Source organism: Actinopolymorpha alba DSM 45243 (assembly GCF_000373925.1).
GTDB lineage: Bacteria > Actinomycetota > Actinomycetes > Propionibacteriales > Actinopolymorphaceae > Actinopolymorpha > Actinopolymorpha alba.
This window is the reverse complement of sequence record NZ_KB892707.1, coordinates 98,689-124,505: the sequence shown is the minus strand read 5'-3', so window position 1 is coordinate 124,505 and position 25,817 is coordinate 98,689. Positions and strand designations below refer to the sequence as shown.

The 25,817-nt window shown below is 68.0% G+C and carries 25 protein-coding genes; 9 read left to right on the top strand and 16 right to left on the bottom strand.

The annotated features are described in order from the left end of the window. Window position 1: 1 nt before the first annotated feature. Complete coding sequence (locus tag B141_RS0100545) at window positions 2-871, bottom strand: helix-turn-helix transcriptional regulator (RefSeq protein ID WP_020573212.1); 870 nt, start codon at window positions 869-871, stop codon at window positions 2-4. 103 nt (window positions 872-974) lie between these two features. On the opposite strand from B141_RS0100545, the gene B141_RS0100540 reads away from it, so the two are divergent. Further along, complete coding sequence (locus B141_RS0100540; protein ID WP_020573211.1) at window positions 975-2,456, top strand: MFS transporter; 1,482 nt, start codon at window positions 975-977, stop codon at window positions 2,454-2,456. A 46-nt stretch (window positions 2,457-2,502) separates the two neighbouring features. On the opposite strand, the gene B141_RS0100535 is transcribed toward B141_RS0100540, so the two are convergent. After that, window positions 2,503-3,135, bottom strand: a complete 633-nt coding sequence (locus B141_RS0100535; RefSeq protein ID WP_020573210.1) for a TetR/AcrR family transcriptional regulator — start codon at window positions 3,133-3,135, stop codon at window positions 2,503-2,505. 163 nt (window positions 3,136-3,298) lie between these two features. Between B141_RS0100535 and B141_RS0100530 the strand changes: the two genes are divergently transcribed. Continuing rightward, the gene (locus B141_RS0100530; RefSeq protein WP_020573209.1) at window positions 3,299-5,560 is read left to right on the top strand and encodes an MMPL family transporter; all 2,262 of its coding nucleotides are present in this window, start codon (window positions 3,299-3,301) and stop codon (window positions 5,558-5,560) included. Between the two features lie 104 nt (window positions 5,561-5,664). Here B141_RS0100530 and B141_RS0100525 read toward each other — a convergent pair whose 3' ends face one another. From B141_RS0100525 to B141_RS0100515, 3 genes are all read right to left on the bottom strand, one after another. Then, window positions 5,665-7,302 (bottom strand): carboxylesterase/lipase family protein, encoded by a 1,638-nt coding sequence (locus B141_RS0100525; protein WP_202805604.1) that lies wholly within the window; start codon window positions 7,300-7,302, stop codon window positions 5,665-5,667. Continuing rightward, a complete protein-coding gene (locus tag B141_RS0100520) occupies window positions 7,299-7,514 on the bottom strand; it encodes a hypothetical protein (RefSeq protein WP_020573207.1) in 216 nt (71 codons plus the stop codon). The genes B141_RS0100525 and B141_RS0100520 overlap by 4 nt, the downstream gene beginning before the upstream one ends. A gap of 383 nt (window positions 7,515-7,897) precedes the next feature. Next, window positions 7,898-8,791: an IclR family transcriptional regulator gene (locus B141_RS0100515; RefSeq protein ID WP_020573206.1), complete on the bottom strand. Its 894-nt coding sequence runs from the start codon at window positions 8,789-8,791 to the stop codon at window positions 7,898-7,900. A gap of 83 nt (window positions 8,792-8,874) precedes the next feature. Here B141_RS0100515 and B141_RS0100510 point away from each other — a divergent pair, with 83 nt between their 5' ends. The 5 genes from B141_RS0100510 (at window position 8,875) to B141_RS0100490 (ending at window position 14,032) form a co-directional block, all read left to right on the top strand. Beyond that, window positions 8,875-10,125 carry a CaiB/BaiF CoA transferase family protein gene (locus B141_RS0100510; RefSeq protein WP_020573205.1) on the top strand — a complete coding sequence of 417 codons (1,251 nt, stop codon included), beginning with the start codon at window positions 8,875-8,877 and terminating at the stop codon, window positions 10,123-10,125. Next, window positions 10,122-10,898, top strand: a complete 777-nt coding sequence (locus tag B141_RS0100505) for an enoyl-CoA hydratase-related protein (protein ID WP_020573204.1) — start codon at window positions 10,122-10,124, stop codon at window positions 10,896-10,898. The genes B141_RS0100510 and B141_RS0100505 overlap by 4 nt, the downstream gene beginning before the upstream one ends. 117 nt (window positions 10,899-11,015) lie before the next feature. Next, entirely contained in the window at window positions 11,016-12,008 is a 993-nt protein-coding gene (locus tag B141_RS0100500; protein WP_020573203.1) for a Bug family tripartite tricarboxylate transporter substrate binding protein, read from the top strand. Further along, window positions 12,005-12,457 carry a tripartite tricarboxylate transporter TctB family protein gene (locus tag B141_RS0100495; protein ID WP_020573202.1) on the top strand — a complete coding sequence of 151 codons (453 nt, stop codon included), beginning with the start codon at window positions 12,005-12,007 and terminating at the stop codon, window positions 12,455-12,457. Before B141_RS0100500 ends, B141_RS0100495 begins: the two co-directional genes overlap by 4 nt. Before the next feature lie 27 nt (window positions 12,458-12,484). Further along, window positions 12,485-14,032 carry a tripartite tricarboxylate transporter permease gene (locus B141_RS0100490; RefSeq protein ID WP_020573201.1) on the top strand — a complete coding sequence of 516 codons (1,548 nt, stop codon included), beginning with the start codon at window positions 12,485-12,487 and terminating at the stop codon, window positions 14,030-14,032. A 159-nt stretch (window positions 14,033-14,191) separates the two neighbouring features. On the opposite strand, the gene B141_RS38245 is transcribed toward B141_RS0100490, so the two are convergent. The 11 genes from B141_RS38245 to B141_RS38240 form a co-directional block, all read right to left on the bottom strand. Then, on the bottom strand, window positions 14,192-14,764 hold the full coding sequence (locus tag B141_RS38245; RefSeq protein WP_020573200.1) for an AAA family ATPase: 573 nt from the start codon (window positions 14,762-14,764) through the stop codon (window positions 14,192-14,194). A 153-nt stretch (window positions 14,765-14,917) separates the two neighbouring features. Beyond that, entirely contained in the window at window positions 14,918-15,172 is a 255-nt protein-coding gene (locus B141_RS0100480) for a VOC family protein (RefSeq protein WP_020573199.1), read from the bottom strand. Window positions 15,173-15,227: 55 nt separating this feature from the next. Then, the gene (locus B141_RS0100475) at window positions 15,228-15,911 is read right to left on the bottom strand and encodes an acVLRF1 family peptidyl-tRNA hydrolase (protein ID WP_020573198.1); all 684 of its coding nucleotides are present in this window, start codon (window positions 15,909-15,911) and stop codon (window positions 15,228-15,230) included. Then, entirely contained in the window at window positions 15,889-16,212 is a 324-nt protein-coding gene (locus B141_RS0100470) for a metal-sulfur cluster assembly factor (protein WP_020573197.1), read from the bottom strand. Before B141_RS0100470 ends, B141_RS0100475 begins: the two co-directional genes overlap by 23 nt. Further along, the gene (gene sufU, locus B141_RS0100465) at window positions 16,212-16,688 is read right to left on the bottom strand and encodes a Fe-S cluster assembly sulfur transfer protein SufU (RefSeq protein WP_020573196.1); all 477 of its coding nucleotides are present in this window, start codon (window positions 16,686-16,688) and stop codon (window positions 16,212-16,214) included. Before sufU ends, B141_RS0100470 begins: the two co-directional genes overlap by 1 nt. A gap of 16 nt (window positions 16,689-16,704) precedes the next feature. After that, the gene (locus tag B141_RS0100460) at window positions 16,705-17,979 is read right to left on the bottom strand and encodes a cysteine desulfurase (RefSeq protein ID WP_020573195.1); all 1,275 of its coding nucleotides are present in this window, start codon (window positions 17,977-17,979) and stop codon (window positions 16,705-16,707) included. Then, window positions 17,976-18,740, bottom strand: a complete 765-nt coding sequence (gene sufC, locus B141_RS0100455; protein WP_020573194.1) for a Fe-S cluster assembly ATPase SufC — start codon at window positions 18,738-18,740, stop codon at window positions 17,976-17,978. The genes B141_RS0100460 and sufC overlap by 4 nt, the downstream gene beginning before the upstream one ends. A gap of 52 nt (window positions 18,741-18,792) precedes the next feature. Continuing rightward, window positions 18,793-19,119, bottom strand: coding sequence for a non-heme iron oxygenase ferredoxin subunit (locus tag B141_RS0100450; RefSeq protein ID WP_272944053.1), 327 nt, complete (start codon window positions 19,117-19,119; stop codon window positions 18,793-18,795). A gap of 11 nt (window positions 19,120-19,130) precedes the next feature. Next, complete coding sequence (sufD, locus tag B141_RS0100445) at window positions 19,131-20,387, bottom strand: Fe-S cluster assembly protein SufD (protein WP_020573192.1); 1,257 nt, start codon at window positions 20,385-20,387, stop codon at window positions 19,131-19,133. 84 nt (window positions 20,388-20,471) lie between these two features. Then, complete coding sequence (gene sufB, locus B141_RS0100440; RefSeq protein WP_020573191.1) at window positions 20,472-21,884, bottom strand: Fe-S cluster assembly protein SufB; 1,413 nt, start codon at window positions 21,882-21,884, stop codon at window positions 20,472-20,474. After that, window positions 21,881-22,621, bottom strand: a complete 741-nt coding sequence (locus tag B141_RS38240) for a helix-turn-helix transcriptional regulator (protein ID WP_020573190.1) — start codon at window positions 22,619-22,621, stop codon at window positions 21,881-21,883. Before B141_RS38240 ends, sufB begins: the two co-directional genes overlap by 4 nt. Window positions 22,622-23,091: 470 nt before the next feature. Between B141_RS38240 and B141_RS0100430 the strand changes: the two genes are divergently transcribed. Next, window positions 23,092-23,577, top strand: a complete 486-nt coding sequence (locus B141_RS0100430; protein ID WP_020573189.1) for an NUDIX hydrolase — start codon at window positions 23,092-23,094, stop codon at window positions 23,575-23,577. Window positions 23,578-23,739: 162 nt separating this feature from the next. After that, window positions 23,740-25,776, top strand: coding sequence for an endo-1,4-beta-xylanase (locus tag B141_RS45165; RefSeq protein WP_020573188.1), 2,037 nt, complete (start codon window positions 23,740-23,742; stop codon window positions 25,774-25,776). Window positions 25,777-25,817: the final 41 nt, after the last annotated feature.

Sequence of the window (25,817 nt, the reverse complement as noted above, 5' to 3'; positions counted from 1 at the left end):
CTCAGTGTTGTCGGATGGCGGTGGAGTCTGGCATTGAGTCCTGATGAGTCAGGACTCGCAATGCGTCTGCAGAGCTCGTGTCGTTGGGGGTGTAGATCTCGAGCCGGTGGTCGGGGCTGTCGGGCTGAAGCCAGACCTGGTACGCGACGCTCGCCGCACCAACAGTGGGATGCTCCAGGTGCATATCTCCGACAGTGCAATCAGCGACTTCGCCCGTTGCCCACATGGTCGCGAACTCGTCGCTTCGCATCGTGAGCTCCCCGATCAGTTCGGCCAGCCGTGCGTCGGTGGGGAATCGGCCGGCGGTGAGTCGGAGGTAGGCGACGTGGACGCGGGCGAGTTCGTCCCAGTTGCGGTGTAGGTCGCGGGTGAGCGGGTCGACGAAGAACATCCGTGGGATGGAAGGACGGCGTGCTGACTCCTGTGGCGCGTCGAAGGCAAGGTGCTCGGCGATGAGTGCGTGGCCGGTGCGGTTCCATGCGAGCACATCTCCTCGGCGGCCCAAGACGATCGCCGGTGTTGCGTCGTCAAGGGACTCCAGGAGTGCGAGGACGCGTGGATGCGGTGCCTCCTGGGGTGGCTCGGATAGTCCGGGGTTGCAGGGCTGTCGCGCGAGGTTGTGCAGGTGTGAGGTCTCGATCTCATCGAGTTGCAGCACCCTTGCGAGGGCGTTGAGAACCTGCTCGGAGGCGGTGTCTGCCTGTCCCTGCTCCAGGCGCGTGTAGTAGCCCGCGCTCACTCCTGCGAGCTGGGCGAGCTCTTCCCGTCGCAAGCCCGGCACCCTTCGAGCGGTCCCGTAGGTGCGTAGCCCGATCTCGGCTGGCGTGATCCGATCACGACGGCTCTTCAAGAACGCTCCAAGGCTCTCCACGACATCGAGCGTAAGCCGCCCGGCATGCGCGTGGGTGCACCTGCTGGGTATACCCAGAGCAGAGGGATGGCTGCTGAACGGGACGCGCCGGAACGTGGACGGCATGTCTCAACAGCACGCGAAGAACTCACCCGGTCTACGTGCCTGGCTCGGACTCCTGGTGGTCCTTGGGCCCGTACTGCTGGTGTCTCTGGACGGGTCGATCCTGTTCCTGGCAATGCCCCGAATCAGCCAAGCCCTCACGCCAACCGCAGACCAGGCGCTGTGGATCCTGGACATCTACGGCTTCGCCGTCGGCTCCCTGCTCATCGCATTCGGCAACATCGGCGACCGGTACGGCCGGCTGAAGCTACTCATGCTTGGCGCGACGATCTTCGGCATCGGGTCCGCAGCAGCAGCATTCGCCCCCAGTCCGGAGCTTCTCCTCGCCGCCCGTGCACTCATGGGGATCGCCGGGGCGACGCTGCTGCCGTCGGCCCTGGCGGTGCTGAGCGAGCTGTTCTCAGACCCGCGGCGACGGGCGCAGGCCATCGGTATCTTCGCCGCGGCATTCGCCGCCGGGTTCGCGATCGGCCCGGTCGTTGGTGGCATGCTGCTCGAACGGTTCTGGTGGGGATCGGTCTTCTTGGTCAACCTTCCCGTCATCGCTCTGTTCCTGATCTTCGCACCGGCACTACTCGGCGAAGTACGCGCGACTCGACCGGGCCGGGTCGACGTCGTCAGTGTTGTGACCTCCGCGGTCGGCCTTCTGCTCACTGTCTTCGGCCTCAAGCACGCTGCGGCCGAAGGTCTCTCGGTAATTCCCGTGCTTGCATGGCTGGCAGGTGCAGCGCTGCTCGTGTGGTTCGCTCGGCGACAGCGGGCGCTGGAGCATCCGCTGATGGACTTCTCGCTCTTCCGCGACCGCGTCTTCACAGTCGCGGTCATCACCGGTCTGCTGCCATTGGCCGCGTGGTCCGCGGCGGCCTACCTGGCAGGCATCTACCTCCAGTCCGTCCTCGACCTCCCAATCCTGCGGGCCGCGCTCCTTGCGTTACCTGGGGCCGTGGCGCTCACCACCACGTGCATCGTGACGCCGGTTGTGGTCGATCGCATCGGCAAGCGAGCCGCACTGATCGTCTGCCATTTCTCCATCGCGACCGGACTGCTCTTCCTTCTCCCGACCACGATCGCCGGCGGGATCGGTTGGTACATCGCCTCCACGACCATCGCAGGCATCGGCTACGGCATCTCCTTCGCCGTCGTCGCCGACACCGCCGTCGGCGCCGTTCCGGCCGCACGAGCCGGCTCAGCAGGGGCGATCGCCGAGACCAGCAACGAGATCGGCAACGCCCTCGGCATCGCACTGCTCGGCTCACTCGCCGCATTGATCTTCCGACTCCAGGGCCCCGAGCTCGCACCCACCCTCGACGAGACGCTCCAGCTCCCAGAACTAGCGGCCCCCGTCGTCGAAGATGCGAGGGCAGCCTTCGTCACCGGCCTGCACGTGGCCGCCGCCGTGGCCAGCCTCCTTCACCTGGCGCTCGGCATCGTCGCTCTTCGCTGGCTCCCCAGATCAGCAGACACAGCGCCGAGAGGTCGCTAACTGTTGATCGGATCGCTGCTGGAGCAGACACGCCGGGGAAAGGCCTCTAGCCGATGATCGGGGCGAGGTAGCCGCTCAGCACCTTCTTGAGTTCCCCGATCACCTTCGGTCGCTCGTCCTCGTCGACCGCGACCACCATCGGCACCATCGCCTGGAAGATCTGGACGCTGACCCGCGCGGTCCGGGCGCGCTCGTCGGGCGGCAACCCCGGCGCCCGAGACGCGATCAGCGCCTCGACCCGGCCGAGCAGCGCCGCCTGGATCGGCTGGGCCGCGCTCGCGAGACCGGCCGGCATGTCGGGGCGGGCGAAGATCGCCTTGAAACCAGGGTTGGCCAGATTGAACGCCACGATCGGGTCGACCACCTGGTCGAGGAGTTCGTGGAAGGTGAGGGACGCGAAGTCGATCGAGTCGAACGCGTCTTCGTGGGCGGCGCGCATCTGGACGGCGAAGCGATCGGCGAGGGCCTGCGCGATCGCCTCCTTGTTGGGAAAGAACTGATACAGCGAGCCGGGCGAGATGCCCGCCGCCGCGGCGATCGCGTTGGTGGTGGCGTGCTCGTAGCCGACCCTGGCGAAGACACCGGCCGAGGCGTCGAGGATCTCGACCATCCGCCGCTCGCCGCGCGCCTGCCGGCGCCGTGGCCGGGGCCCTTCCTCACCACGTTGGTCGCCCTTCACCGCATCCAACGCTCTCCACCTCCAGACGTGCGCCAGCCCCTACAGCCGCCAACCGCCAATACGCGTGGTTCGACGAACGCTTGCCGAATGCGAGCAATCACTCGTATTCTGGCCGCGAGTCGAAACGCGACTCTTTGCTCGCAAAAATCTAGCAGGAGACAGCATGCTCGGAAGACTCGTCACCCGCAGGCCAGCCTGGATCGTCGTGGCGAGCCTCCTCGTCACCGTCCTGGCCGGTGCCGTCGGCGCGGGCACCATCAACCTGCTCTCCCTCAACCGTTTCGAGGCGCCCGGCTCGGAGTCGATGCGCGCCCGCGACGTCCTCGCCCGCGAGTTCGACACCGGCAGCCCGAACGTCGCCCTGCTCGTGACCGCCCGGCAAGGCACGGTTGACAGTCCCTACGTCGCGGCCGCGGGCCAGGCGCTGACCCGCGAGCTCGCCGCCTATCCGGGCGTTCGTGACGCCTGGTCGTACTGGTCGCGCGGCCACGCCGACACCCTCCGCGGCGAGAACGCCCGCCAGGCGATGGTGCTCGCGTGGGTGCCGGGCGACGCCAACGAGGTACGCCGCGCCGTCCTCCCTGCCCTGGCCCCCGAGTTCACCCGCGAGGACGCCACCATCAAGGTCGAGGTCGGTGGCGGCGACGAGGTGTTCCGGCAGGTCATGGAACAAGCCCGCGCCGACTTCCTCCGGGCCGAGCTCATCGTCATTCCGGCCGTACTCCTCCTGCTGTGGTGGGTCTACCGGCGACTGGCCGCTGCCCTGGTCACGGTCGGCATCGGTCTCTTCGCCGTGGTGGGTTCGCTGGCCATCCTGCGCGGCGTCCTCGGCTTCGCCGACGTGTCGACGTTCGCGTCCAACATCGCCCTCGTCATGGGCATCGGACTCGGCGTCGACTACGGACTCTTCGTCACCTTCAGGTTCCGGGAGGAGCTGCACGCCGGCGCCGCTGTGCCCGACGCGGTACGCCGGACCATCCGCAGCGCCGGGCGTACCGTCCTCTTCAGCGGTGGCACGGTGGCGGCCTCGCTCGCGGTGCTGTTCGCCTTCCCGTTCCCGTTCCTGAGTTCGTTCGCGTACGCCGGGATCGCCGTCGTCATCGCCGCGGTGATCGGCGCGACAGTCATCCTGCCGGCGGCTCTGACGCTGCTCGGCCACCGGGTCGCGCCACGTGCGGTAGCTGGTCGCGGACGGGTCCAGACGCGGGACGAGACCGCGAGCTTCTGGTTTCGTACGGCCACCCAGGTGATGCGCCGGCCGGTCCTGCTCGGGGGTGCGGCGCTCGCGGTCCTGCTGCTGCTTGGTTCGCCGTTTCTCGACGTGCGTTTCGGGCTGCCCGACGACCGGGTCCTGCCGAGCTCGGCGCCGGCGCGTCAGATGTACGACCAGGTCAGGGCCGGCTTCACGCAAGAGGAGGCTGACGCGATCCAGGTGGTCGCACCGGACGGGGACGCCACCGCTGCCGGCACGTACGCCGCGGACCTCTCGCGCCTGCGCGGTGTGGTGCGGGTGGACTCCGCCGCCGGCTCCTACGTGGGTGGGCAGCGGGTGGAGGGGCCAGACGGCGCGAGATTCACCGGCGAGGGCGCCGCCACCTGGCTGTCTGTCGTACCGTCCTCGGAACGCCTCGAGGCCGACGCGACCGGACTGGTCCGCGACGTGCGGGCGGTGCCGGCGCCGTTCGAGGTGCTGGTCGGCGGCTACCCCGCCGAGCTCACCGACTACCGCGACGGTGTGACCAGCCGGCTTCCCCTCATCGGCGGGCTGATCGTGGTGGTGACGTTCGTCGTGCTCTACCTCATGACCGGAAGCGTGGTCGCGCCTCTGAAGGCGTCGGTGCTCAACGGCCTGAGCCTGTCGGTGATGTTCGGTGCCCTCGTCTTCGTCTTCCAGGAGGGCAATCTCGCCGGCCTCCTCGGCTTCACGCCGACCGGCTCCATCGAGCCGAGCATTCCGATCCTGATGTTCTGTATCGCCTACGGCCTGTCCATGGACTATGAGGTCTTCCTGCTGTCCCGGATCAAGGAGGAGTACGACCGCACCGGTGACGCGGTCGGGTCCGTGCCGCTCGGCATCGCCCGGAGCGCGCCGCTGGTCACCGCGGCGGCGGCCATCCTCGCCGTGTCGTTCGCCGCGTACGCCACTGGCCGGGTGGTCTTCCTGCAGCAGCTCGGTATCGGGATGGCGCTCGCGGTGATCGTGGACGCCACCCTGATCCGGGGCGTGCTCGTGCCGGCGTTCATGCGCCTGGCCGGCCGGGCGAACTGGTGGGCGCCCGGACCACTCCGCCGGCTCCACACCCGGATCGGGCTCGCTGAAGAGCCGCCCGTCCAGCATGTCGCCGGCGGGAGTGCGACGCAGGGCGCCGGATCGGTATCAGCGATACCTCCAGAACGTCTCGCGGATGGCCGACAACGCCGGTAAAGGCGGCACGCCTGGACTCCACTTGGAAAATCCAGGCGTGCCGCAGACCTCGCGGCGTTCGTCGAACCACGCAGCTGACACCGAGTGACGTCTCCCGATCAGCGTCAGCGGGCCCACACCTGGCGCTCGGCACTGTCTGGGTCGTTGACGACGGTGATTCGCTCGTTGATCAGCGCGGTGCGCCGGTTGGCCAGGTTGTATCGGGTCCAGCCCGGGTCGCCGTTGGCAACGAAGCGGACCCAGGCGCAGTGGGCAGTATTGGCGACGACCTGTGGTGGTTGGTCGCCGATGAGGTCACGCACGGATTTCTCGTCGAGGAGGTCGAACACGTACGGGATCTCCACCGCGTGGGCGGCGCCGAGGCGGCCGTCGAAGCTCGGCGACTCGTGGTCGAAGCGGTACATCCAGGTATTGGGCCTGCCGATGGGTCTGCCGTTGGGCCTGCGGGCCTCCAGGCGTGCCTCGGCGACCCGGATCGCCGGGATCCGAATGAAGCAGTCGGTGGTCATGGCAGCGACCAGGTCCCCGTTGGGTGCTCCCGGCCGGGCTGCCCGGTAGAGCTCGACCGTCCCCTCGGGTGCGCCGAGGGCGCCCACGAGTGCGGCGAGGGCGGTCTCGTCGAGCCTGTCGAGCCTGTCGATCATGCCGTTGGGGACCAGGCCGATCCGGATGTCGTCCCGGTTCCACCCGGCCAGGAGCCGCACGTCGCTGCTGGCGCCCCCTCTCAACGCGTCGAGCGGGTGGTCGGGGAGGGTGTCGCCGTCAACGACTGGGGCGAAGGGGAGGCTTTCCCCCCACTTGGAGGGATCGGAGCCGCTCTGGGCCTCATCGACGAGGGCGGACACCTCCCGCGCGAGCCGTCCGACTGATACCTCGCTGAAGGCGCTACGGGTCGGGGCAACTCCGAGCCTCCCAGCCAGCCTCGAGGTGACGTCTGCGGCGGCCTGGGTCGTGAGGGTCTGGGCGGCCGCCCCGCTTTGGGTGATTGCCCGGCGGAACAGGCCCCGTGCGCGGGGCATGGCCATGAGGGTCGTAATGCTCATGGCGCCGGCGGACTGGCCGGCGACGGTCACCTTCCCGGGATCGCCACCGAACGCGGCGATGTTGTCCTGGACCCACTCGAGCGCCGCGATCTGGTCCAGCAACCCCAGGTTGGCGGTGCCGTCATCGAGGTAGAGAAAGCCCTCCGCACCGAGCCGGTAGTTGATTGTGACGCACACGATCCCATCGCGGGCGAAGGAGGTCCCCCGGTAAGGCGGGGCGGATCCGGACCCCTTCCTGAACTCGCCGCCGTGAATCCAGACCATTACCGGCAACCCGGATCCCCGGGGATCGGGGGTCCACACGTTGAGGTTGAGGCACTCATCGCCGGGGATCACGACCTCCGGGAAGAGCACCGGGTCCTCCGAATCGGGGATGTATTTCGGGCAGGTCGGCCCGTACTCGGTAGCACTGCGCACGCCCTCCCACCGCACGGGCGGCTTTGGAGGCCGCATGCGGCACGCCCCGAGAGGCGGGGCGGCGTACGGGATCCCGAGGAACGCTGCCACACCCCGATCCATCCGACCCCGCAGCCGGCCACTCCCCACCCGAACCTCTGGCGCGCTGTCCACGGGCCTCGCCTTGACCGGCCCGGCGGCGGACGCGACCGGGCCGAGGCCCGGAAGGCCACCACCGGCGACGGTGCCGAATCCGGCTGCCAACGACGAGAGCAGGAAGGTACGACGCTGCATTGGTGTCATTCCTGGTCACTCCTAGTCAGTCCGATCGATCCACCAGTGGAAGGCAGGACCGGGCCCAGCGCCCGGACCTTCGAATGTGACAGCGGTCTCGTCATTACCTCTCCTATCGCTTGGAGCTCCGCGGCCTCCGCAGTTGGGTCGGTGAGGTTTCGGCCGGACTCGATCACGACCTCGGCGGCGCCCTCCTCGGACATCAGCTCGACGAAGATCACGGTTGCCACTCCTTCGGGTACGCATGGCGCTTCGGGCGCTCGGGTACGCACTGACCCCTCGATGGTGTCCGCGAAGGCGGCGTACGGGCATCGCGCGGGAGAAGGCTGTTTCCGCTACACCGTGGGATGCAGGTGCGTGCCGGCGTACCTCTACGGAAGTAGCGGGTGGTATCGCCGATCGGCGGACGCGCCCGGCGTCGAGACCGGTCTACGCTTCTGTGGTCAGCACCACGGGCACCGGCGGCGGCTTGGCCGGCCGTGGTCCAAGACGGTCACGCGAGGCCGTCGGCGGTCAGTCATCGACCCGCACGAGAGCCGCCCGCGGAGCGGACCCCACAAGCCTGCGGCGATCCGCGTGTGGCCACCGGAGTCTGACGCTACTGCTACTCAGACGGCAGACCCGCGACGGTGATCTGGGCGAACACACCGTCGCGGGTCGCACCGAGCGCCTCCGAGATCGACCAGGCAGCCGTCGCGACCCGCGGGCCGAGCTCCCGCATGCGTTCGTCGGACATCCGGACGGCGGGCGCGGAAATACTGATGGACGCGACCGGAAGGTCAGCGCCGTCGAAGATCACCGAGGCGATGGTGTGGATTCCCGAGGTGCGTTCGGAGTACGACATCGCGATGTTGTGCCGGCGGATCTCGACCAGCTGCGCCCGCAGCGACGCCGGGTCGGTGGGCGTGCTGGGGGTGGCCGCCGGAATCGGCTGGGCGAGGACCGTCTCCTGCATGTCGTGGGGAAGGTACGCCAGTAGGGCCTTACCCGGAGCGCCCAACGGCAACGGGATCGGCGCGCCGAACTCGGTGTAGGTGCGACGTAGCGGCTGCCGGCTCTCGACCTGGTCGATGACCGCTCGCTCGCGGGTCGGCAGCAGCACGTGCAGACCGATGGTCTCGTCCACGTCATCGCGAAGGCGATGCATGGCGGGGAGCGCCGCCTCGCGGACGGTGGTGGGTACGGCGCCGCTGCGGGCCAGCTGCACGAGCAGCGGGCCGAGGGCGTACCGGCGGTCGCGGGTCTGGCGTACCAAACCGTTGTCCTGCAGGGCGGCCAGCAACCGGTGCGTGGTGCTCGTCGACAGGCCGGTCATCCGCGCGATGTCACTGATGCCGAGCTCTGGCCGTCGGGAATCGAAACACCGCAGGATCGTGACCGCACGGTCAATGGACTGCACCCCACGCCGACGCCCCGGAAGCTCGGCGGTTTCGCCACTGGCAGCCGTCTCCTGAACACCACCGGCCGCATTCGGAATCTGGCGATGCGTTGACCTCACCCGGTCTCCCTGCCTAGTGTTTCCTGAATTACAGGATGTTATCCCACTTCGTGGTAATTGCGCTCGCAGCGGGAAGGCCGGCGATGTTGCCCCTCGACGATTTCCGGGTCCTCGATCTGACGCGATTCCTTTCCGGCCCCTACTGCACGATGGTGCTCGCCGAACTCGGCGCCGACGTCATCAAGGTCGAGCAGCCGATCACCGGCGACGACTCCCGCCGGCTCGCTCCGCAGGTCAACGGCGAGAGCTATCCGTTCGCGATGCCCAACCGCAGCAAGCGCAGCGTGTCACTCGACCTGAAATCCCATCGCGGCAAGGAGGCATTTCTCCGCCTGGCCGAGAACGCCGATCTCGTCATCGAGAACTTCCGGCCAGGTGTGGTCAAGCGGTTGGGTATCGACTACGACAGCCTGCGCGTGCGGCGGCCCGACATTCTCTACTGCTCGATCAGTGGGTTCGGCCAGACCGGTCCTTATCGCGACCGGCCGGGGTTCGACATCATGGCGCAGGGCGCCGTCGGCTTTCTCCGTATGACCGGCCATCCTGACGGGCGGCCCGCCAAGGTGGGGATCGCCATCAACGACATCGCCGCCGGGACCACCGCCGCGTATTCCATCCTGGCCGCCGAACTCGTTCGCCGCCGTACGGGCGAAGGACAGTACATCGACATCTCGCTGGTGGACGCCGGTCTGGCCTGGACCGTCTGGGAGTCCGGCGCCTATTTCGGCAGCGGGGAGATCCCGGAGCCGACCGGCACCCGGCACCGGCGTTCGACGCCGTACCAGGCGTACCGCACCTCAGACGGCTACGTCACGATCGGCGCCAACAACGACCGGCTGTGGGAACGCCTTGTCACGGGAGTGCTGGACCGCCCGGAATGGCTGACCGATCCACGCTTCCGTACGCTGCCTGACCGGATGGACCACATCGACGAACTCGAGCGCGAGATCGAGGCCCTCACCATGACGCGTCCCACGCAGGAGTGGATCGCCGCGCTCGACCGCGCCGGTGTGCCCGGCGGGCCGGTCCTCACCTACGACCAGGCCCTGCAGGATCCCCACGTGCGCGCCCGCGGCATGGTGGTGGACGTCGAACACCCCATCATCGGTCCCATGCACACCATCGCCCCGCCCACGAAGTTCAGCCAGTTCGACGTCCAGGTCCGCGGACCGGCGCCCTGGCTCGGTCAGCACACCGCGCAGGTGCTCTCCGAAGCCGGCCTGTCCAACGACGAGATCGAGGCGATGTTCGCCGACAGCATCGCCTTCGACGCCCACCCCGAACTCCAACCCAGCCGGCAGGTCCAGCCCGACAAGGCAGGTGTGGAAGCGTGACCGACGATCTCCTTGTTGACCGCGACGGCTCCGTCGCGACCGTCGTTCTCAACCGTCCGGCGACCCACAACGCCATCACGCTCGGCATGTACACCGCGCTGCCCGCACTGCTCGCGGACCTCGAGGCCGACGACGCGGTGAAGGCGGTCGTACTCAGGGGCGCCGGTGACAAGGCGTTCGCGTCTGGTGCCGACATCCGTGAGTTCGAGGAGGTACGCGGCAACGCCACCAGCGCGCGTGCCTACAACGACCGGGTCGCCGCGGCCGAACGCGCCCTCGAAGGACTCAGCAAACCCACGATCGCGATGATTCACGGCTACTGCATCGGCGGCGGGTGCGGGCTGGCTCTCGCGGCGGACCTGCGGTTCGGCGACGAACGCACCCGGATGGCGATCACACCCGCCAAGCTCGGGCTCGTCTACAGCCTGGAGTCCACCAAGCGGCTGGTCGATCTCGTGGGGCCCTCGCGCGCGAAATGGATCCTCATGTCGGGGCAGCAGCTGGCCGCCGACGACGCGCTCCGCCTCGGCCTGGTTGACGAAACCACCACCGTCGACGAACTCGAGAAGCTCACCTACGACTTCGCGCACCTCCTCACGACCCGGGCGCAGTTCAGCGTTCGGGCCGCCAAGACCATCGTCAACCGGATCATGGCCGGGCAGTCCGCCGAGGACGCGGTCACGACGGGCCTGCGAAACTCCTCCTTCGACACCTCCGACTACGCCGAAGGAGTCCGCGCGTTCCTCGAGAAACGCCCACCTCGCTTCGGGTAGCCGGCACCGCCCTGGGCGCGGAGCCAGCGGCTTGGCCGACAGCTTGCCAATGGCTTCGAGGGATCGGAGACACTGTCAGCCAGATTCCGGTGACGGGGCCGGAAGAAGGAGGCGAAGATGCAGGTGCATCCGAGGAGACGGTTCATCGCACTGACAGCAGCGGTTCTCGCGTCCGTCACCGCGTGTGGACAAAACGACGGCGGCGACTCCGGTCAGGACGCATCCGAGTATCCCTCGGAAAACCTGGACTGGACCGTGGCGTTCGGTCCAGGTGGTGGCAACGACATCATGGCGCGCACCATCGTCGACATCCTCGAGAAGGAAAAGCTTTACCCCAAGAACATCGCGGTGCAAAACCGCGAGGGCGGCAGCGGTGCGACCGGCTGGGGTTACCTCTTCAAGAAGAAGGGCGATCCGTACGTCATCTCCACCACGTCGGGGTCGTTCATCACCACGCCGTTGGAATCCGACACGGGATGGACGTACAAGGACTTCACGACGGTCGGGTTGTTCGCCGCTGACGCCGCGTTGTTCGTCGTCACCAAGAAGTCCGGCATCGCCAGCTGGCAGGAATGGGTCGCCCACGCGAAGAAGAAGGGCACCGTGGCGGTCGGCGGTATCGGCACCGTCAACGTCGACTTCATCCTCCACGACCTGTTGTCCACCAAAGCCGGCTACAAGACTGACTACGTGCCCTTCGACGAGGAGGGTCAACTCCTGACCGCCCTGACCTCGGGCGCCCTGGAGGCGCTGGTCTCCAACCCTGGCGAGGTGATGGGGCAGGTCGAGTCCGGCGACATGGTGCCGTTGCTGTTCACGGGTCGGGAGTCGCTGTCGAAGCTGCCCGACGTTCCGACAGGTGAGTCCCTGGGTTACACCGATCTCCCCACGATGCCGCGCGGCCTCATCCTGCCGCCCGGTGTGTCCCGCGAGGTGCGGGACTGGTGGATCAAGACCATGCGCAAGGTCGTCCAGACCAAGCGGTGGCAGGACTATCTCGTGGCCAACGACCTGGTTGAGGATCTGCGGTGGGGGGACGACTTCACGACGTTCCTCGACGAGACCAGCGAGGAGTTCGAGCGCATCCTCAAAGAGCGGGGCGCGATATGAGCGAGGTACGGCGACGCAGCCGCCCGCTCTTCTTCGGGGTCGTCGCCCTCGTGTTGGCGCTCTACACCGGACTCGCTTTCGGGATGGCCTGGCGTACGCCGTCAGGTGGAATCGGGCCGGGTTTCTTTCCGCGAATCATCGGCGTTGTGGCCTTCGTGGTCTGCCTGGTCGCCCTGGTGCGGGGTGGGTCCGGGTCCACGGAAGGAGCCGATTCGGTACGCCACCCGAAGGCGTTCGCCCTCGTGGCGGTGGGCCTCGTGGGCTTCTTCGTTCTCCTTACGACTCTCGGTGCACTGGTGGCGGCGAGCGCCTTTCTGGTTGGCACGTTGACGTTATTCAACCGGCGTTCCGTGGTGCCGAATATCGCGCTCGGAATCGGCATACCCCTCGCGCTCTACGCGTTGTTCGACCTTCTCCTGAATGCCAAGCTTCCAACCGGGTTGTTGTGAGGCCAGATCCCGACCGAGAACGGAAGGGTGTACGTGGACATCCTCAACCATCTCGGCACCGGTATCGCGACGGTGTTGAGCCCCGAAAACCTGCTCCTGCTCGCGCTCGGCGTTCTTGTCGGCATGGTGATCGGTGTCATGCCGGGGCTCGGGCCCTCCGCCGGGATCGCCATCCTCCTCCCCCTCACCTTCGACCTTGACCCCACCGGCGCGATCGTGATGCTGGCCGCGATCTACTACGGCGCGATGTACGGCGGGACGATCACGTCGGTCCTCATCAACACCCCCGGCGAGTCCGCGACGGTGGCGAGCACCTTTGACGGGTTTCCCCTTGCCCGGCAGGGCCGCGCCGGTCCCGCACTGGTGATGGCGGCGGTGGCGTCGTTCGTGGCGGGCACGATCGGCACGATCCTGATCACCCTCGCCGCACCGGCGATGGCGGCGGTCGCCACGAGCTTCGGGCCACCGGAACTCTTTCTCCTGGTGGTCGCGGGGCTCCTCACCCTCATCGTCGTGATCGGGCGCAACCGCCTGCTCGGCGCTCTGTCCGCCCTGATCGGCTTTGCCATCGCCACCGTCGGCGTTGACGTGGGAGGTGGGGCGCAGCGGTACACCTTCGGGTCACCTGAACTCATCAACGGGATCGACTTCATTCCGGTCGCGATCGGATTGTTCGGTGTCGGCGAGGTGCTGTATTCGGTTTATCGCGGCGGACACCTCGAAAAGCTCGGCTACTTCGCGGTGAAGGCGCGCGAGCGGGGTTTCTGGCCCACTCGGAAAGACCTGCGCGAATCCCGTGGGCCGATGCTGCGCGGCTCACTGCTGGGGTTCCTGGTCGGCACCGCACCCGGCGCCGGAGCCACCGTGGCGTCGCTGATGTCGTACAGCGTGGAGAAGGCGGTTTCGAAAACTCCCCAGAAGTTCGGTAAAGGCGCGATGGCCGGGCTGGTCGGCCCCGAGGCCGCCAACAACGGCGCCTCCGCCGGTGCCATGGTGCCGCTGCTGACCCTCGGAATTCCAGGATCGGCGTCGACCGCCATTCTCCTCGGTGGCTTTCTGATGTGGGGCCTGCAGCCGGGACCCTTGCTCATGGAACAGAACCCAGAATTCGCCTGGGGCCTCATCGCCAGTATGTATCTCGGGAACGCGATGCTGCTGCTGGTCAACGTCTTCTGCATTCCGTTGTTCGCCAGCATCGCGCGGGTACCCTTTCATATCCTCGCCCCGATCATCATCGTGTTGTGCGCCTTCGGCACCTACACCGTGAACGGCTCGATGGTCGAGGTGGCGGTGATGTTGGGTTGCGGGATTCTTGGGTTCTTCATGCGAAGGTACGGCATGTCGCCGGCGGCCCTCGTCATCGCGGTCGTGCTCGGCCCGGTTGCCGAGCAGACGCTGCGGCAGACCCTGATCATTTCGCACGGCAGCCCGGCGATCTTCTTCGAACGTGGCGCGTCGGTCGTCCTGCTCGCACTGATGGCGGCACTGGTCCTGCTGCCGTTGTTGCTATCCGCGCTCCGCCGCCGGCGGGTCAGCACCGACCACGATTCAGCCGAGCCCGTCGCCCGCCGGTGACGCCCGAGCCGGCTGTACGCGATGCGAGGCGACGCCGTCTCGCATAGTGAGCCAGAACGAGTCGGACCACATGATCTTGAGCGGGTTCGAGAGTTGCTCACTATGCGAGACCTCTCACCGAGCTCGCCGTCACTCGGCGGAGGTCAGCTTCGGAAGGCGCTACCCGAACCGCAGTGTCCGCAGGTGGTTCGCCGCCTGCCGGTTGATGACCACCGCCGAGACCGCGCCCGGCACCATGCGTTCTGGGCTGTCCTTGACCGCCGCGAGGAGTTCCTCCCAGCGGCGGCAGTGCGTCTCGAACTGTTCCAGCCGCACCTGCCTGCCGCGCGTGCCCTGCCCGATGAGTGCCTCGGCGGGCGACGCGTCGACCAGCAGCAGATGGAGATCGAGGTTGTGCGCCGCCGCCAGGGCACCGATCGTCCGGCGCACGAACGGGCGCGTCCCGCAGTCGTGGACGACGAGCGGCCCGCCCGCCCGGATCGCGGCGCGGACCCGCTGATGGTGAGCGGCGTGCATGGCTGGCCGCCACCAGGAGTACGGCAACCAGCCGAGCGCTGGCCGCCACTGCTCGCGGGTCTGCTCTGAGTCGACGATCCGGACGTCACCGTGACGCGTGGGCAGAGCCGCACCGGCTCGACCGTCAAACATCCGCCGGAGGAGAGTGGTCTTGCCCGCGCCTGGGATCCCCGCGACGAGCACGAGCGCGGTCGACGGATAGTTCAGGCCGCTCACCTGATGATGTCGAAGATCCACGAACCCTCGGGGGGCAAGGCGCGTGTCCAGAATCATGAGAAGTCAACGATTCACGGCCGGATGCGTGTTCCGATCCGCGAAATCGCGTACGAACGGAAGCGCAGAGTGAGCTATTTGCGAGCCGATCTTCGGCTAGCCGTCGGCCAATTCAACCGGCGGGTTCATGACGCAGAATTCGTTACCTTCGGGATCGGCGAGAACAACCCAGCGATCCTGTCGGGAAACCACGCTGGCACCCAGCGAAAGCAGCTCTTCGAAAGGCGCCTGGTCGCACGGCCGGACCTTCCACCCCAGCGCGGCCGCCCAGAATCTCGCGAGTGGTGCCGCCCGCCGGCAGTCCAGCGTGATGCCCGCAATGCCGCCCTGGAACTCCGACTGATCCGCCACGCCGCATAACGTACGACGAACCCGCCGCGGACCGCATCCCAATACGAGGCGTGACTCAGGTCTCGGCGAGGCGCACCCGCACCGCCCGGAACTGCTCCGGCGTGCGTTCCAACACCGCGAGCCGCGGATCGGGCACCGTGAGGTGCGGGCCGGAGACGAGCGAACGTAGGGCCGCGAACCGCGCGTCCTCCATCACCCGCGTCACCCCCCGCCGGTCACCGCCCAACACCACCGCGTCCAGCGACGGTGCCCGCGGCAGCAGGATCCTCGCCACCACCTCCGCGGCGGCCCCGAATGCCTCCCGCGCCTGCTTCTCGCGCCGCCGGGCGAAGCGTTGCTGCGACCAACCACCGGCGGCAGATCGCCCCTGCACCAACCGCGACCCGACCTTCGACGCGACCAACCGGCGCCCCTCGAAGACCCCCGCGGCATAGCCACCGAGCCGGACCAGCACCACGCCGACGCACCGATCCCGGGTCGCATGGGCGAGCAGCCCGCCGTACGGCAAGGCCGGATTGACAGTCAACGGCGGAAACGGCACCTCGAAGTCCGCACGGGATCCGTCGCCGGCCGTGACGGTGACAACGTCCGCCCCAGCGACGTACCCGCCGGCATCATCCGCCGCGGCCGGGCCGCCGTGCCGCTGGAGAAAGGTGTTCAGCCAGCGTTCCAGGCGTTCCGGTGCGAGGGTGAGCTGCTTGGACGCGGGCGAGGCGTCAGACGTTGAAGCCGAGGGCACGCAGCTGCTCGCGACCGTCATCCGTGATCTTGTCGGGTCCCCATGGCGGCATCCAGACCCAGTTGATCCGGAAGGCCTCGACGATGCCGTCGAGCGCGACCTGGGTCTGGTCCTCGATCACGTCGGTGAGCGGGCACGCCGCGGAGGTGAGCGTCATGTCGATCGTGGCGACGTTGCCCTCGTCGAGCGCGACACCATAGACGAGGCCGAGGTCGACGACGTTGATCCCTAGTTCAGGATCAACCACGTCTTTCATCGCCTCGAGTACGTCGTCCTCAGACGTCTTGACGGTCTCGGTCATCAGCGGCTTTCCTCCTCGGTCGCCTGCTCGGTTTCCAATGCCTGCAGGGTCGCGTCCTTCCAGGCCATCCACGCGAGCAGCGCGCACTTGATCCGCGCGGGATACTTCGACACTCCAGCGAACGCGATGCCGTCCTCGAGGACGTCCTCGTCCGGCTCCATCTGCCCCTTCGACTGCATGAGCGCGAGGAACTCGTCGTGCAGGTGCATCGCGTCCTTGACGCCCTTGCCCAGCACGAGGTCATGCATCACCGAGGCAGCCGCCTGGCTGATCGAACACCCCATGCTGTCGTACGACACGTCCTCGACCCGCGCGTCGTCGCCGTCGCCGGCGATGCGTACCCGCAGCGTCACCTCGTCACCGCAGGTCGGGTTGACGTGGTAGACCTCAGCGTCGAAAGGCTCCCGCAGGCCTTTGCCGTGCGGGTTCTTGTAGTGGTCCAGGATGATGTCCTGGTACAACGCCTCGACCTGCATCCCAACTCCGCCCGCTCTAACCGACCTTGAAGAACTTCTTGACCTTGGTGACACCCTCGGCCAGCGCGTCGACCTCGGCGCGGGTGTTGTAGAGGTAGAACGTCGCCCGCGTGGTCGCGGGCACGCCGTAGCGGCGAACGATCGGCCAGGCGCAGTGGTGCCCGACCCGCACCGCGATGCCGAGGTCGTCGAGCACCTGCCCGACGTCGTGCGGGTGGATCTCGTCGACAACGAACGACACCGCTCCCCCGCGCGCCTCCGCTGTCGGCGGGCCGATGATCCGGACGCCGGGGATCGCGGGCAGGCGTTCGAGGGCGTACGCCGTGAGGTCGTGCTCGTGGGCCGCGATCGCCGCCATGCCGACGGCGTTGAGGTAGTCGACCGCGGCACCGAGGCCCACCGCCTGGGCGATGTTGGGAACGCCGGCCTCGAATTTCTGCGGCGGAGGCGCGAACGTCGTGCGGTCGAGGTGTACGACCTCGATCATCGACCCGCCGGTGAGGAACGGCGGCATCGTCTCGAGCAGCTCGCGCCGCCCGAGGAGGACGCCGATACCGGTGGGCCCCAGCATCTTGTGCCCCGAGAACACCAGGAAGTCGACATCGAGCGCGTGGAAGTCGACCGGCTGGTGGGGCACTGACTGGGCCGCGTCGACGAGCACCAGCGCACCCACCTCGCGGGCGCGGGCGACGATGGCGTCGAGCGGGTTGACGGTGCCGAGCACGTTGGACTGCTGGGTGAGCGCGACCACCTTGGTGCGTGGCGTGATCAGCTGCTCGATGTCAGACAGGTCCAGCCGCCCGTCGTCGGTGAGCCCGAACCACTTCAGCGTCGCGCCCGTCCGCTGGCACAGCATCTGCCAGGGCACCAGGTTGGCGTGATGCTCCATTTCGGTGACGACGACCTCGTCGTCCGACCCCACCCGGAACCTCTCGGCCCCAGGGCCCGCTGTCGAGGCGTTGCTCATCGCGTAGGCGACGAGGTTGATGCCCTCGGTGGCGTTCTTGGTGAAGACCACCTCGCCGACGTCGGCTCCGACGAAGGCCGCGATCCTGGCCCGCGCCGACTCGTAGAGGTCCGTGGCCTCCTCGGCCAGCCGGTGCGCGCCGCGGTGAACGGCGGCGTTGTGCTGCTCGTAGAAGTCCCGCTCGGCGTCGAGAACCTGCCGCGGCTTGTGCGAGGTCGCACCGCTGTCGAGATAGACCAGCGGGCGGCCATTGGGCAGCACGCGCTCGAGGATCGGGAAGTCCTTCCTGATCCGCTCGACGTCCAACGGCTGCGGGGAGGTCACGACGATGCGCCTGCCTTCACGTAGCTCGCGTACCCCTCGGCCTCGAGCCTTTCGGCGAGTTCGGGACCGCCCTCCTCGGCGACCCGACCGTCGACGAACACGTGCACGAAGTCGGGGGTGATGTAGCGCAGGATGCGGGTGTAGTGGGTGATGAGCAGGACGCCCTTGTCACCCTTGCTCTTGAAGAGGTTGACGCCCTCCGACACGACCTTCAACGCGTCGATGTCGAGACCGGAGTCGGTCTCGTCGAGGATCGCGAACGTCGGGTCGAGCAGGTCCAGCTGGACGATCTCGTGCCGCTTCTTCTCACCGCCGGAGAAGCCCTCGTTGACGTTGCGCTGGCCGAACGCGGTGTCCATGCCCATCCGGTCGAGCGCGCCGTTGACGTCCTTGACCCAGGTGCGCAGAGCCGGCGCCTTGCCGTCGACCGCGGTCTTGGCCGTACGCAGGAAGTTGGCGACGGACACGCCCGCGACCTCCACGGGGTACTGCATGGCCAGGAACAGCCCGGCCCGGGCCCGCTCGTCGACGCTCTTGGCGAGGACGTCCTCACCGTCGAGGGTGACCGAGCCACTGGTGATGACGTACTTCGGGTGGCCCGCGATGGAGTACGCCAGCGTCGACTTACCGGAGCCGTTCGGGCCCATGATGGCGTGGGTCTCCCCCGACTTCACGGTCAGGTTGACCCCACGCAGGATCTCCTTCGGACCGGCCTCGGTCTCGACGGAGACGTGCAGGTCGCGAACTTCGAGGGTGCTCACGGGTTCAGGCTCTCCTTCTCGGATCCGGGTTCGGCCCCGGACCACTTGGTGTTCAGTCGTAGCTGCGTACGTTGTTGAGTGGGTGGTGTACGTCGACAAGGACGGCGTCACCGTCGATCTTCACGGGATAGACGGGCACCGGCTCGGTCGCCGGCAGGCCGGTCGGGCGCCCGCTCGCCAGGTCGAACCGCGAGCCGTGCAGCCAGCACTCGATCTCGCCGTCGTCGACCTCGCCTTCGGACAGGGCGACCTCGGCGTGCGAGCAGACGTCGTGGATCGCGTGCACCTCGTCGTCGCTGCGGACGACGGCGACGGGCACTCCGTCGACGACCACGCCCACAGCACCGACCTCGGGCACGTCGGCGAGCTGGCAGGCCAGCTTGAAATCGGTCAAGCCCCCACCTCCTCCGAGGCTCCGACGCCAGTCGCCGCGCCCACGCCGGACGAAGCCGGCGGCAGCCCGACGTTGCGCTCGAGCTCCTCCTCGACGTGCCGCATGAGCCGGTCCTGCAGCTCCGGAACGCCGATGTGGCGGACGAGGTCGGCGAAGAATCCATGCACGACCAGGCGCCGCGCCTCCTCGACCGGGACGCCCCGCGACTGCAGGTAGAACAGCTGCTCGTCGTCGAACCGGCCGGTCGCGCTCGCGTGGCCCGCGCCCTCGATCTCGCCGGTCTCGATCTCGAGGTTCGGCACCGAGTGGGCCCGGCAGCCGTCCGTCAACATGAGGTTGCGGTTGTGCTCGTAGGTCTGGATGCCCTCGGCGGCCTTGCGGATCAGGACGTCGCCGATCCAGACCGTGTTGGCACCCTTGCCCTGGAGCGCGCCCTTGTACTCGACGTTGCTCTTGGTGTGTGGGTGGTTGTGGTCGACGAAGAGCCGGTGCTCCAGGTGCTGGTCCGCGTCGGCGAAATACAGCCCGAGCAGCTCGACCTCACCGCCGGGTCCGGCGTACTCCAGGTGGGTGTAGATCCGCACCAGGTCACCGCCGAACGTGACGTTGACGTGCTTCACGTGCGCGTCCCGGCCGACCCGCAGGGCCTGGTGGCCCGCGTGGACGGCATCGTCGGCCCAGTCCTGCATGGACACGATGGTGAGCTTCGCGCCCTCACCGACCCGGAACTCGATGTTGTCGGCGAACGTCGCCGAGCCCACGTGGTCGAGCACCACGACCGCCTCGGCGTACGGCTCAACGTCGACGAACGTGTGCCCGTAGCTCACGCCGTCGGCGGCCTCGCCCCGGACCGTGACGACCGTCGGCTTGCTGGGTCGCACCTCGGCCGGAACGGTGACCACGGTCGCCTCGGTGAAGGAGTTCCACGCCTGGGCACTCACCCGGTCGCCCGGAAGGTAGACGTCACCCAGCCGCGCGTCGTCACGACTGACGGTCTCGACGCGCACCTCGGGGGCCGCGTTGACGTCGAGGACGACCTTGCCGCCGTTGGTCGCCGAGCCGTCGGTGAGCCCACGCAGCCGCTTCAGAGGCGTGAACCGCCACACCTCCTCATGGCCGGTCGGCACCGGGTGGTCGGCAAGGTCGAACGAACCCTGCGGGTGCAGGTGCGAAGCCGGCTTCGACTCCGCTCCCGCACCGTGGGAGTGCGACCTGGCGGCGACGCTGGCAGGGCTGGACTGGTGTTCGGGCATATCGGGTGTCGCTCTCACCTTCTCGTCGTACGAATGGATCGTCGGCACCGCATCACCGCGAGCTCGCGGGACGCGGTAGCGGGCTCAGCCGACGGCCCCCTCCATCTGCAGCTCGATCAGGCGGTTCATCTCGAGCGCGTACTCCATCGGGAGCTCGCGGGCGATCGGCTCCACGAACCCGCGGACGATCATCGCCATCGCCTCGTCCTCGTTGAGCCCGCGGCTCATGAGGTAGAACAGCTGGTCGTCGGTGACCTTCGACACCGTGGCCTCGTGCGCCATCTCCACGTCGTCCTCGCGAACGTCGACGTAGGGGTAGGTGTCAGACCGGCTCACCGTGTCGATGAGCAGCGCGTCGCACTTCACCGTGCTCTTGGAGTGGTCGGCACCGTCCTGGACCTCGACGAGACCGCGGTAGGACGTGCGACCGCCGCCACGCGCGACCGACTTGGAGATGATCGAGGACGACGTGCGCGGCGCGCAGTGCACCATCTTGGCGCCCGCGTCCTGGTGCTGGCCCTCACCCGCGAACGCGATCGAGAGCGTCTCGCCCTTGGCGTGCTCGCCCATGAGGTAGATCGCGGGGTACTTCATCGTGATCTTGGACCCGATGTTGCCGTCGACCCATTCCATCGTCGCGCCCTCGGCCGCGGTGGCCCGCTTGGTGACGAGGTTGTAGACGTTGTTGGACCAGTTCTGGATCGTGGTGTAGCGGCAGCGGGCGTTCTTCTTCACGATGATCTCCACGACCGCCGAGTGCAGCGAGTCGGTGGAGTAGATCGGCGCGGTGCAGCCCTCGACGTAGTGCACGTACGCACCCTCGTCGACGATGATCAGCGTCCGCTCGAACTGCCCCATGTTCTCGGTGTTGATCCGGAAGTACGCCTGGAGCGGGATCTCGACCTGCACGCCCTTCGGCACGTAGATGAAGGAGCCGCCGCTCCAGACCGCCGTGTTGAGCGAGGCGAACTTGTTGTCGCCGGCCGGGATCACCGTGCCGAAGTACTCCTTGAACAGCTCGGGGTGTTCCTTCAGACCCGTGTCGGTGTCGAGGAAGATCACGCCCTGCTGCTCGAGGTCCTCACGAATCTTGTGGTAGACGACCTCGGATTCGTACTGCGCGGCGACACCGGCGATCAGCCGCTGCTTCTCCGCCTCGGGGATGCCGAGCTTGTCGTAGGTGTTCTTGATGTCCTCGGGCAGGTCGTCCCAGCTGGTCGCCTGCTTCTCGGTGGAGCGGACGAAGTACTTGATGTTGTCGAAGTCGATCGTCGACAGGTCGGCGCCCCACGTCGGCATCGGCTTGCGGTAGAAGAACTTCAGACCCCGCAGGCGCATGTCGAGCATCCACTCGGGCTCGCCCTTCAGCGCGGAGATCTCGCGGACGACAGCCTCGGAGAGGCCACGCTTCGCCGTGGCTCCGGCGACGTCGGAGTCAGCCCAGCCGTACTTATAGCGGCCGAGTCCCTCGAGCTCAGGGTGCGCAGTCGTGGTCATGAAGAAGTCCTCGCAGTCCGGTCTGCCCGGGTCGTGGTATCGGTTGATGTCGATGTCGTGACGGTCGAGGCCTCTGAGGGGTCGGGCCGGGTGGCCGCCGCCTCGGGGCCGGGGACATGGGTCGTGCAGACCCCGTCGCCGTGCGCGATCGTGGCGAGCCGTTGGACGTGTCGCCCGAGGAGTCGGGAGAACACTTCCGTTTCCGCCTCACACAACTGTGGGAACTGCTCGGCGACATGTGCCACCGGGCAATGGTGCTGGCACAACTGCTCGCCGAGCCTGGACGGCTCAACGGACGCAGCGTAGCCATCCTCGGTCAGCGCCTCGGCGAGTGCGCTTGTTCCCGCGCCCGCGGGGAACGACGCCGCCACCGCGCGGTAACGCTCCTCGAGCCGGCTGACGAGCCGGCGCGCGAACGCTCCGACCGCGTCCTCCCCACCGGTCTCCCGGATATAACGCAGGGCACTCACCGCGAGATCGTCGTACGCCTGGTAGAACGCGCTCCGACCCGCGTCGGTCAGCGCGAACACCTTCGCCGGCCGACCCCGCCCCCGCGGGCCGCGCAGCCGCTGCTCACGACCCTCGACCACGCCCTCGGCGACCATCGCGTCGAGGTGCCGGCGAATCGCCGCGGGAGTCACGTCGAGCCGCTCGGCCAGCGCGGCAGCGGTCTGGGGACCGCACTCGAGGATGAGCTTGGCGACCCGGTCGCGGGTCGACTCGTGGATACGCGTCACCTCCGCCGCCGCAGGCGCAATGGGCGCCGGGGGAAGGTGTCCCGCGTTTTTCACAACCTCAGTGTGCCGTTAATCCCGCGAACTGGCCAGTCAGGCCACCCTAACCCGCGCATCTCCCCCCACACCCGGTCGGGATACCGGGGTCGGTGATCATGATCGTGATCATGAAGACGAACGGGGCTGTCTGACCGTTTTTGCTTCATGATCTTCAGCAAGAGCCCAGATCCGATCAAACGTCGGTGATCATGAAGCCGAAAGGGGCTATCCGTACCAAATTCCTTCATGATCACGATCATGATCACGGGAACCGCTCACTCACTATGCGATCCGGCGCCGGGAGGCCTTCTCGAGGCGCGCCTCGACCAATGATCTTGAATCGTCGACGAGCTCCGTGCCTCCGCGACGAAACTCGCCAACGTGGTCGCGGGTCGAGGGCAAATGGATCGGGTGGGAATGGGAGACTCCCGGCGATGCGTACCAGAGGGAGCGCCCGGGTCCTCCTCCTCGACGAGCAGGACCGAGCCCTGATGATCAAGGTTCGCGACGACGCGATCGTCGTACCCGGTTCGCCTGTTCCGCCGGAGTTCTGGGTCACCGTCGGCGGTGGCGTCGAGTGGGGCGAGTCGTACGAAGAAGCGGTACGGCGTGAGGTCTTCGAGGAGACCGGCATCGGCGACCTGGAGTTCGGCCCCTGTCTGTGGAAGCTGGAGCGGGAGGTCCTCTGGTCAGGGGAGCAGGTCCGGGTCATCGAGCACGGCTTCCTCGGCCGGGTGTCGAACGCGTCCGCGAACTTCGATCATGTCGAGCCCGCCGAGCGGCTGGTCTTCCGCGAGCACCGCTGGTGGTCGCTCGCCGAGATGACGGCTGCCCACAGGGAGACGTTCCGGCCGCCCGGGCTGCCCGAGTTGTTCACCGATGTCCTGAACGGCGACCTGCACTCCCCGATCACGCTCTGATCTCCCGCCAGTCTCCCGACGGGCCCCTGCACCTCCGGCAGCCGCGGGGGCCACAATCGTTCACCCGAACGGGGCCTCGGGGATGGGGCCCAACGGGCGAAGCCGGTGGGGCCGTAACCACACTGCCAGCCTGGGTTGGACATCGAGGTCGAGGGGGCGTGAGTGCCGACGAGTACGCGGAGACGGGGTAGCCGGCACCCGCGGCACGGAGTCCTCACCGCCACGGCCGTCCTGCTCCTCGGAATCCTCACGCTCGTCGGGGCCCCGCGGTCGGAGGCCGCCAGCGGACCCACCCGAGCCCAAGCAGCCCCCGCGTCCCAGGCAGCCCCGCGCCCGCCTGTCGACGTCCTCGGCAAGGATCCGCTCCGCGCCTTCGCCGCGTCCGCGCGTTCCGACCGACCCCGCGCGCGGATCGTCCCGCTCAACCGGCACGCGGGTCTGGACCAGCCGGGCATCAGAGAGACGCTCCACATCGAGGTCGACCAGCGTTCGAGGAGTCCCTACGCGGACGGTGAACGCGAGTACCGCCTGACCGCACCAACCGTCACCCCACTCCGGGCGGGCCACGCGATGGTCCTGACCTTCTGGGGCCGCGCGATCCGGCCGGCCACGGCGCACGCCCGGCTCAACGTGGGACGAGCCGGCGGAGACAACCGGCAGTCGCTGTCGGTGGCGTTGGAGTTCGGCCGGGAGTGGCGGAAGTACGAGTTTCCGTTCCGGGTCGATGCCGACTCTCCGGCGGGGCAGGCGCAGGCGGAGTTCTGGCTGGGGTTCGGTCCGCAGGTCCTGCAGGTCGCTGGTTTCTCGCTGCGGGATCACGGACCCGGCACCCCGCCAGGCATTCCCCCGGTGACGTACGCCGGCCGCCAAGCGGACGCCCCGTGGCGGGCCGCGGCGAACGCCCGCATCGACGCCTACCGCAAGGGCGACCTCCACGTGAGCGTGCTCGACACGAAGGGCCGGCCGGTACCCAACGCCAGCGTCAGGGTCCGGATGCGCGAGCACGCGTTCCCGTTCGGCACAGCGGTCGACGCGACCCAGCTCGGGACGAACCCCACGTACCAGAACACCCTGAAGGCCAACTTCAACCAGGGCATCCTCGGCAACGACCTGAAGTGGGCGGCCTGGGAGAACCCCCAGCATCGCGAGCTCGTCACGCTGCCCGCCCTGCGCTGGATGCGCGACAACGGCATGCGCACGGCGGGTCACACGCTCATCTGGCAGGGCTGGTCCCGGCTGCCATCGGACCTCCAGCGCCTGCGGGACCGGCCCGCCGCGCTGCGGGTGCGGGTCGACCAGCACATCACCGAGGAGGTCAGCGCCCTGCGCGGCCAACTCGACGTCTGGGACGTGGTCAACGAGCCGTACGCGATGCACGTACTCCAGGACGCGCTCGGCCCGGGGGAACTCGCGCGGTGGTTCGAACTCGCGCACCGGGCCGATCCGCGGGCACGCCTCATCGTCAACGACTACGACATCCTCGACGACCAGGGCTGGAACCGCCGCCACCAGGATCACCTCTACAACCTGGTCAGGTCACTGCGCGAGCGGCGCGTCCCCGTCCACGGCGTGGGGTTCCAGGCACACTTCGCCGCGCCGCAGCTGACACCGCCGGCCGACCTGCTGCCCATCCTGGACAGGTACGCGAGCCTCGGCGTCCCCATCGAGATCACGGAGTTCGACGTCACCACGACCGACGAGCGGCTCCAGGCCGACTACACCCGGGACTTCCTCACGCTGTCGTTCAGCCACCAGTCGGTCGCGAGCATCACCACCTGGGGCTTCTGGGAGCCCCTCCACTGGAGCCCGACCGCCGCGATGTACCGCGCCGACTGGTCGCCGAAGCCGAACGCGGAGGTGTGGCGCGACCTCATCTACCGGCAGTGGTGGACCGACGTCGCCGGACGGACGGACAGCCACGGCGAGTACGCCGCCCGTGGGTTTCTCGGCGCGTACGACGTCAGTGTGCGGGTCGGTGACTCCGTGACCCGGCAACGCGTGTCCATGCCGAGCGGATCGGGTGCGTCCGCGGCGTTCGTCGTCAAGGTCCAGGCCCCCACCGCGCCAGACCAGGACACCGCGGCACCAGGCGGATCCGGGACGTCGTCCCGCGCCGTGTTGCTGTCCTTCGCCCTGCTGCTGCTCGGGGTCCTCGGGGCCCTGGGCGCCAGCACCTTTCTGCGCCGCCGGCGGACCTGAGTCCATGGCCCACCCAGGCGCGCACAGGAAGCCTCCTTAGA

What these genes read in the sequence shown, in the direction of transcription:
- B141_RS0100530 (WP_020573209.1), top strand. Translation starts at nt 3,299, where the DNA reads ATGCTCGGAAGACTCGTCACCCGCAGGCCAGCCTGGATCGTCGTGGCG.
- B141_RS0100540 (WP_020573211.1), top strand. Translation starts at nt 975, where the DNA reads ATGTCTCAACAGCACGCGAAGAACTCACCCGGTCTACGTGCCTGGCTC.
- B141_RS0100510 (WP_020573205.1), top strand. Translation starts at nt 8,875, where the DNA reads ATGTTGCCCCTCGACGATTTCCGGGTCCTCGATCTGACGCGATTCCTT.
- B141_RS0100470 (WP_020573197.1), bottom strand. Translation starts at nt 16,212, where the DNA reads ATGACCGAGACCGTCAAGACGTCTGAGGACGACGTACTCGAGGCGATG.
- B141_RS0100430 (WP_020573189.1), top strand. Translation starts at nt 23,092, where the DNA reads ATGCGTACCAGAGGGAGCGCCCGGGTCCTCCTCCTCGACGAGCAGGAC.
- sufU (WP_020573196.1), bottom strand. Translation starts at nt 16,688, where the DNA reads ATGCAGGTCGAGGCGTTGTACCAGGACATCATCCTGGACCACTACAAG.
- B141_RS0100525 (WP_202805604.1), bottom strand. Translation starts at nt 7,302, where the DNA reads ATGACACCAATGCAGCGTCGTACCTTCCTGCTCTCGTCGTTGGCAGCC.
- sufD (WP_020573192.1), bottom strand. Translation starts at nt 20,387, where the DNA reads ATGCCCGAACACCAGTCCAGCCCTGCCAGCGTCGCCGCCAGGTCGCAC.
- B141_RS0100500 (WP_020573203.1), top strand. Translation starts at nt 11,016, where the DNA reads ATGCAGGTGCATCCGAGGAGACGGTTCATCGCACTGACAGCAGCGGTT.
- sufB (WP_020573191.1), bottom strand. Translation starts at nt 21,884, where the DNA reads ATGACCACGACTGCGCACCCTGAGCTCGAGGGACTCGGCCGCTATAAG.
- B141_RS0100495 (WP_020573202.1), top strand. Translation starts at nt 12,005, where the DNA reads ATGAGCGAGGTACGGCGACGCAGCCGCCCGCTCTTCTTCGGGGTCGTC.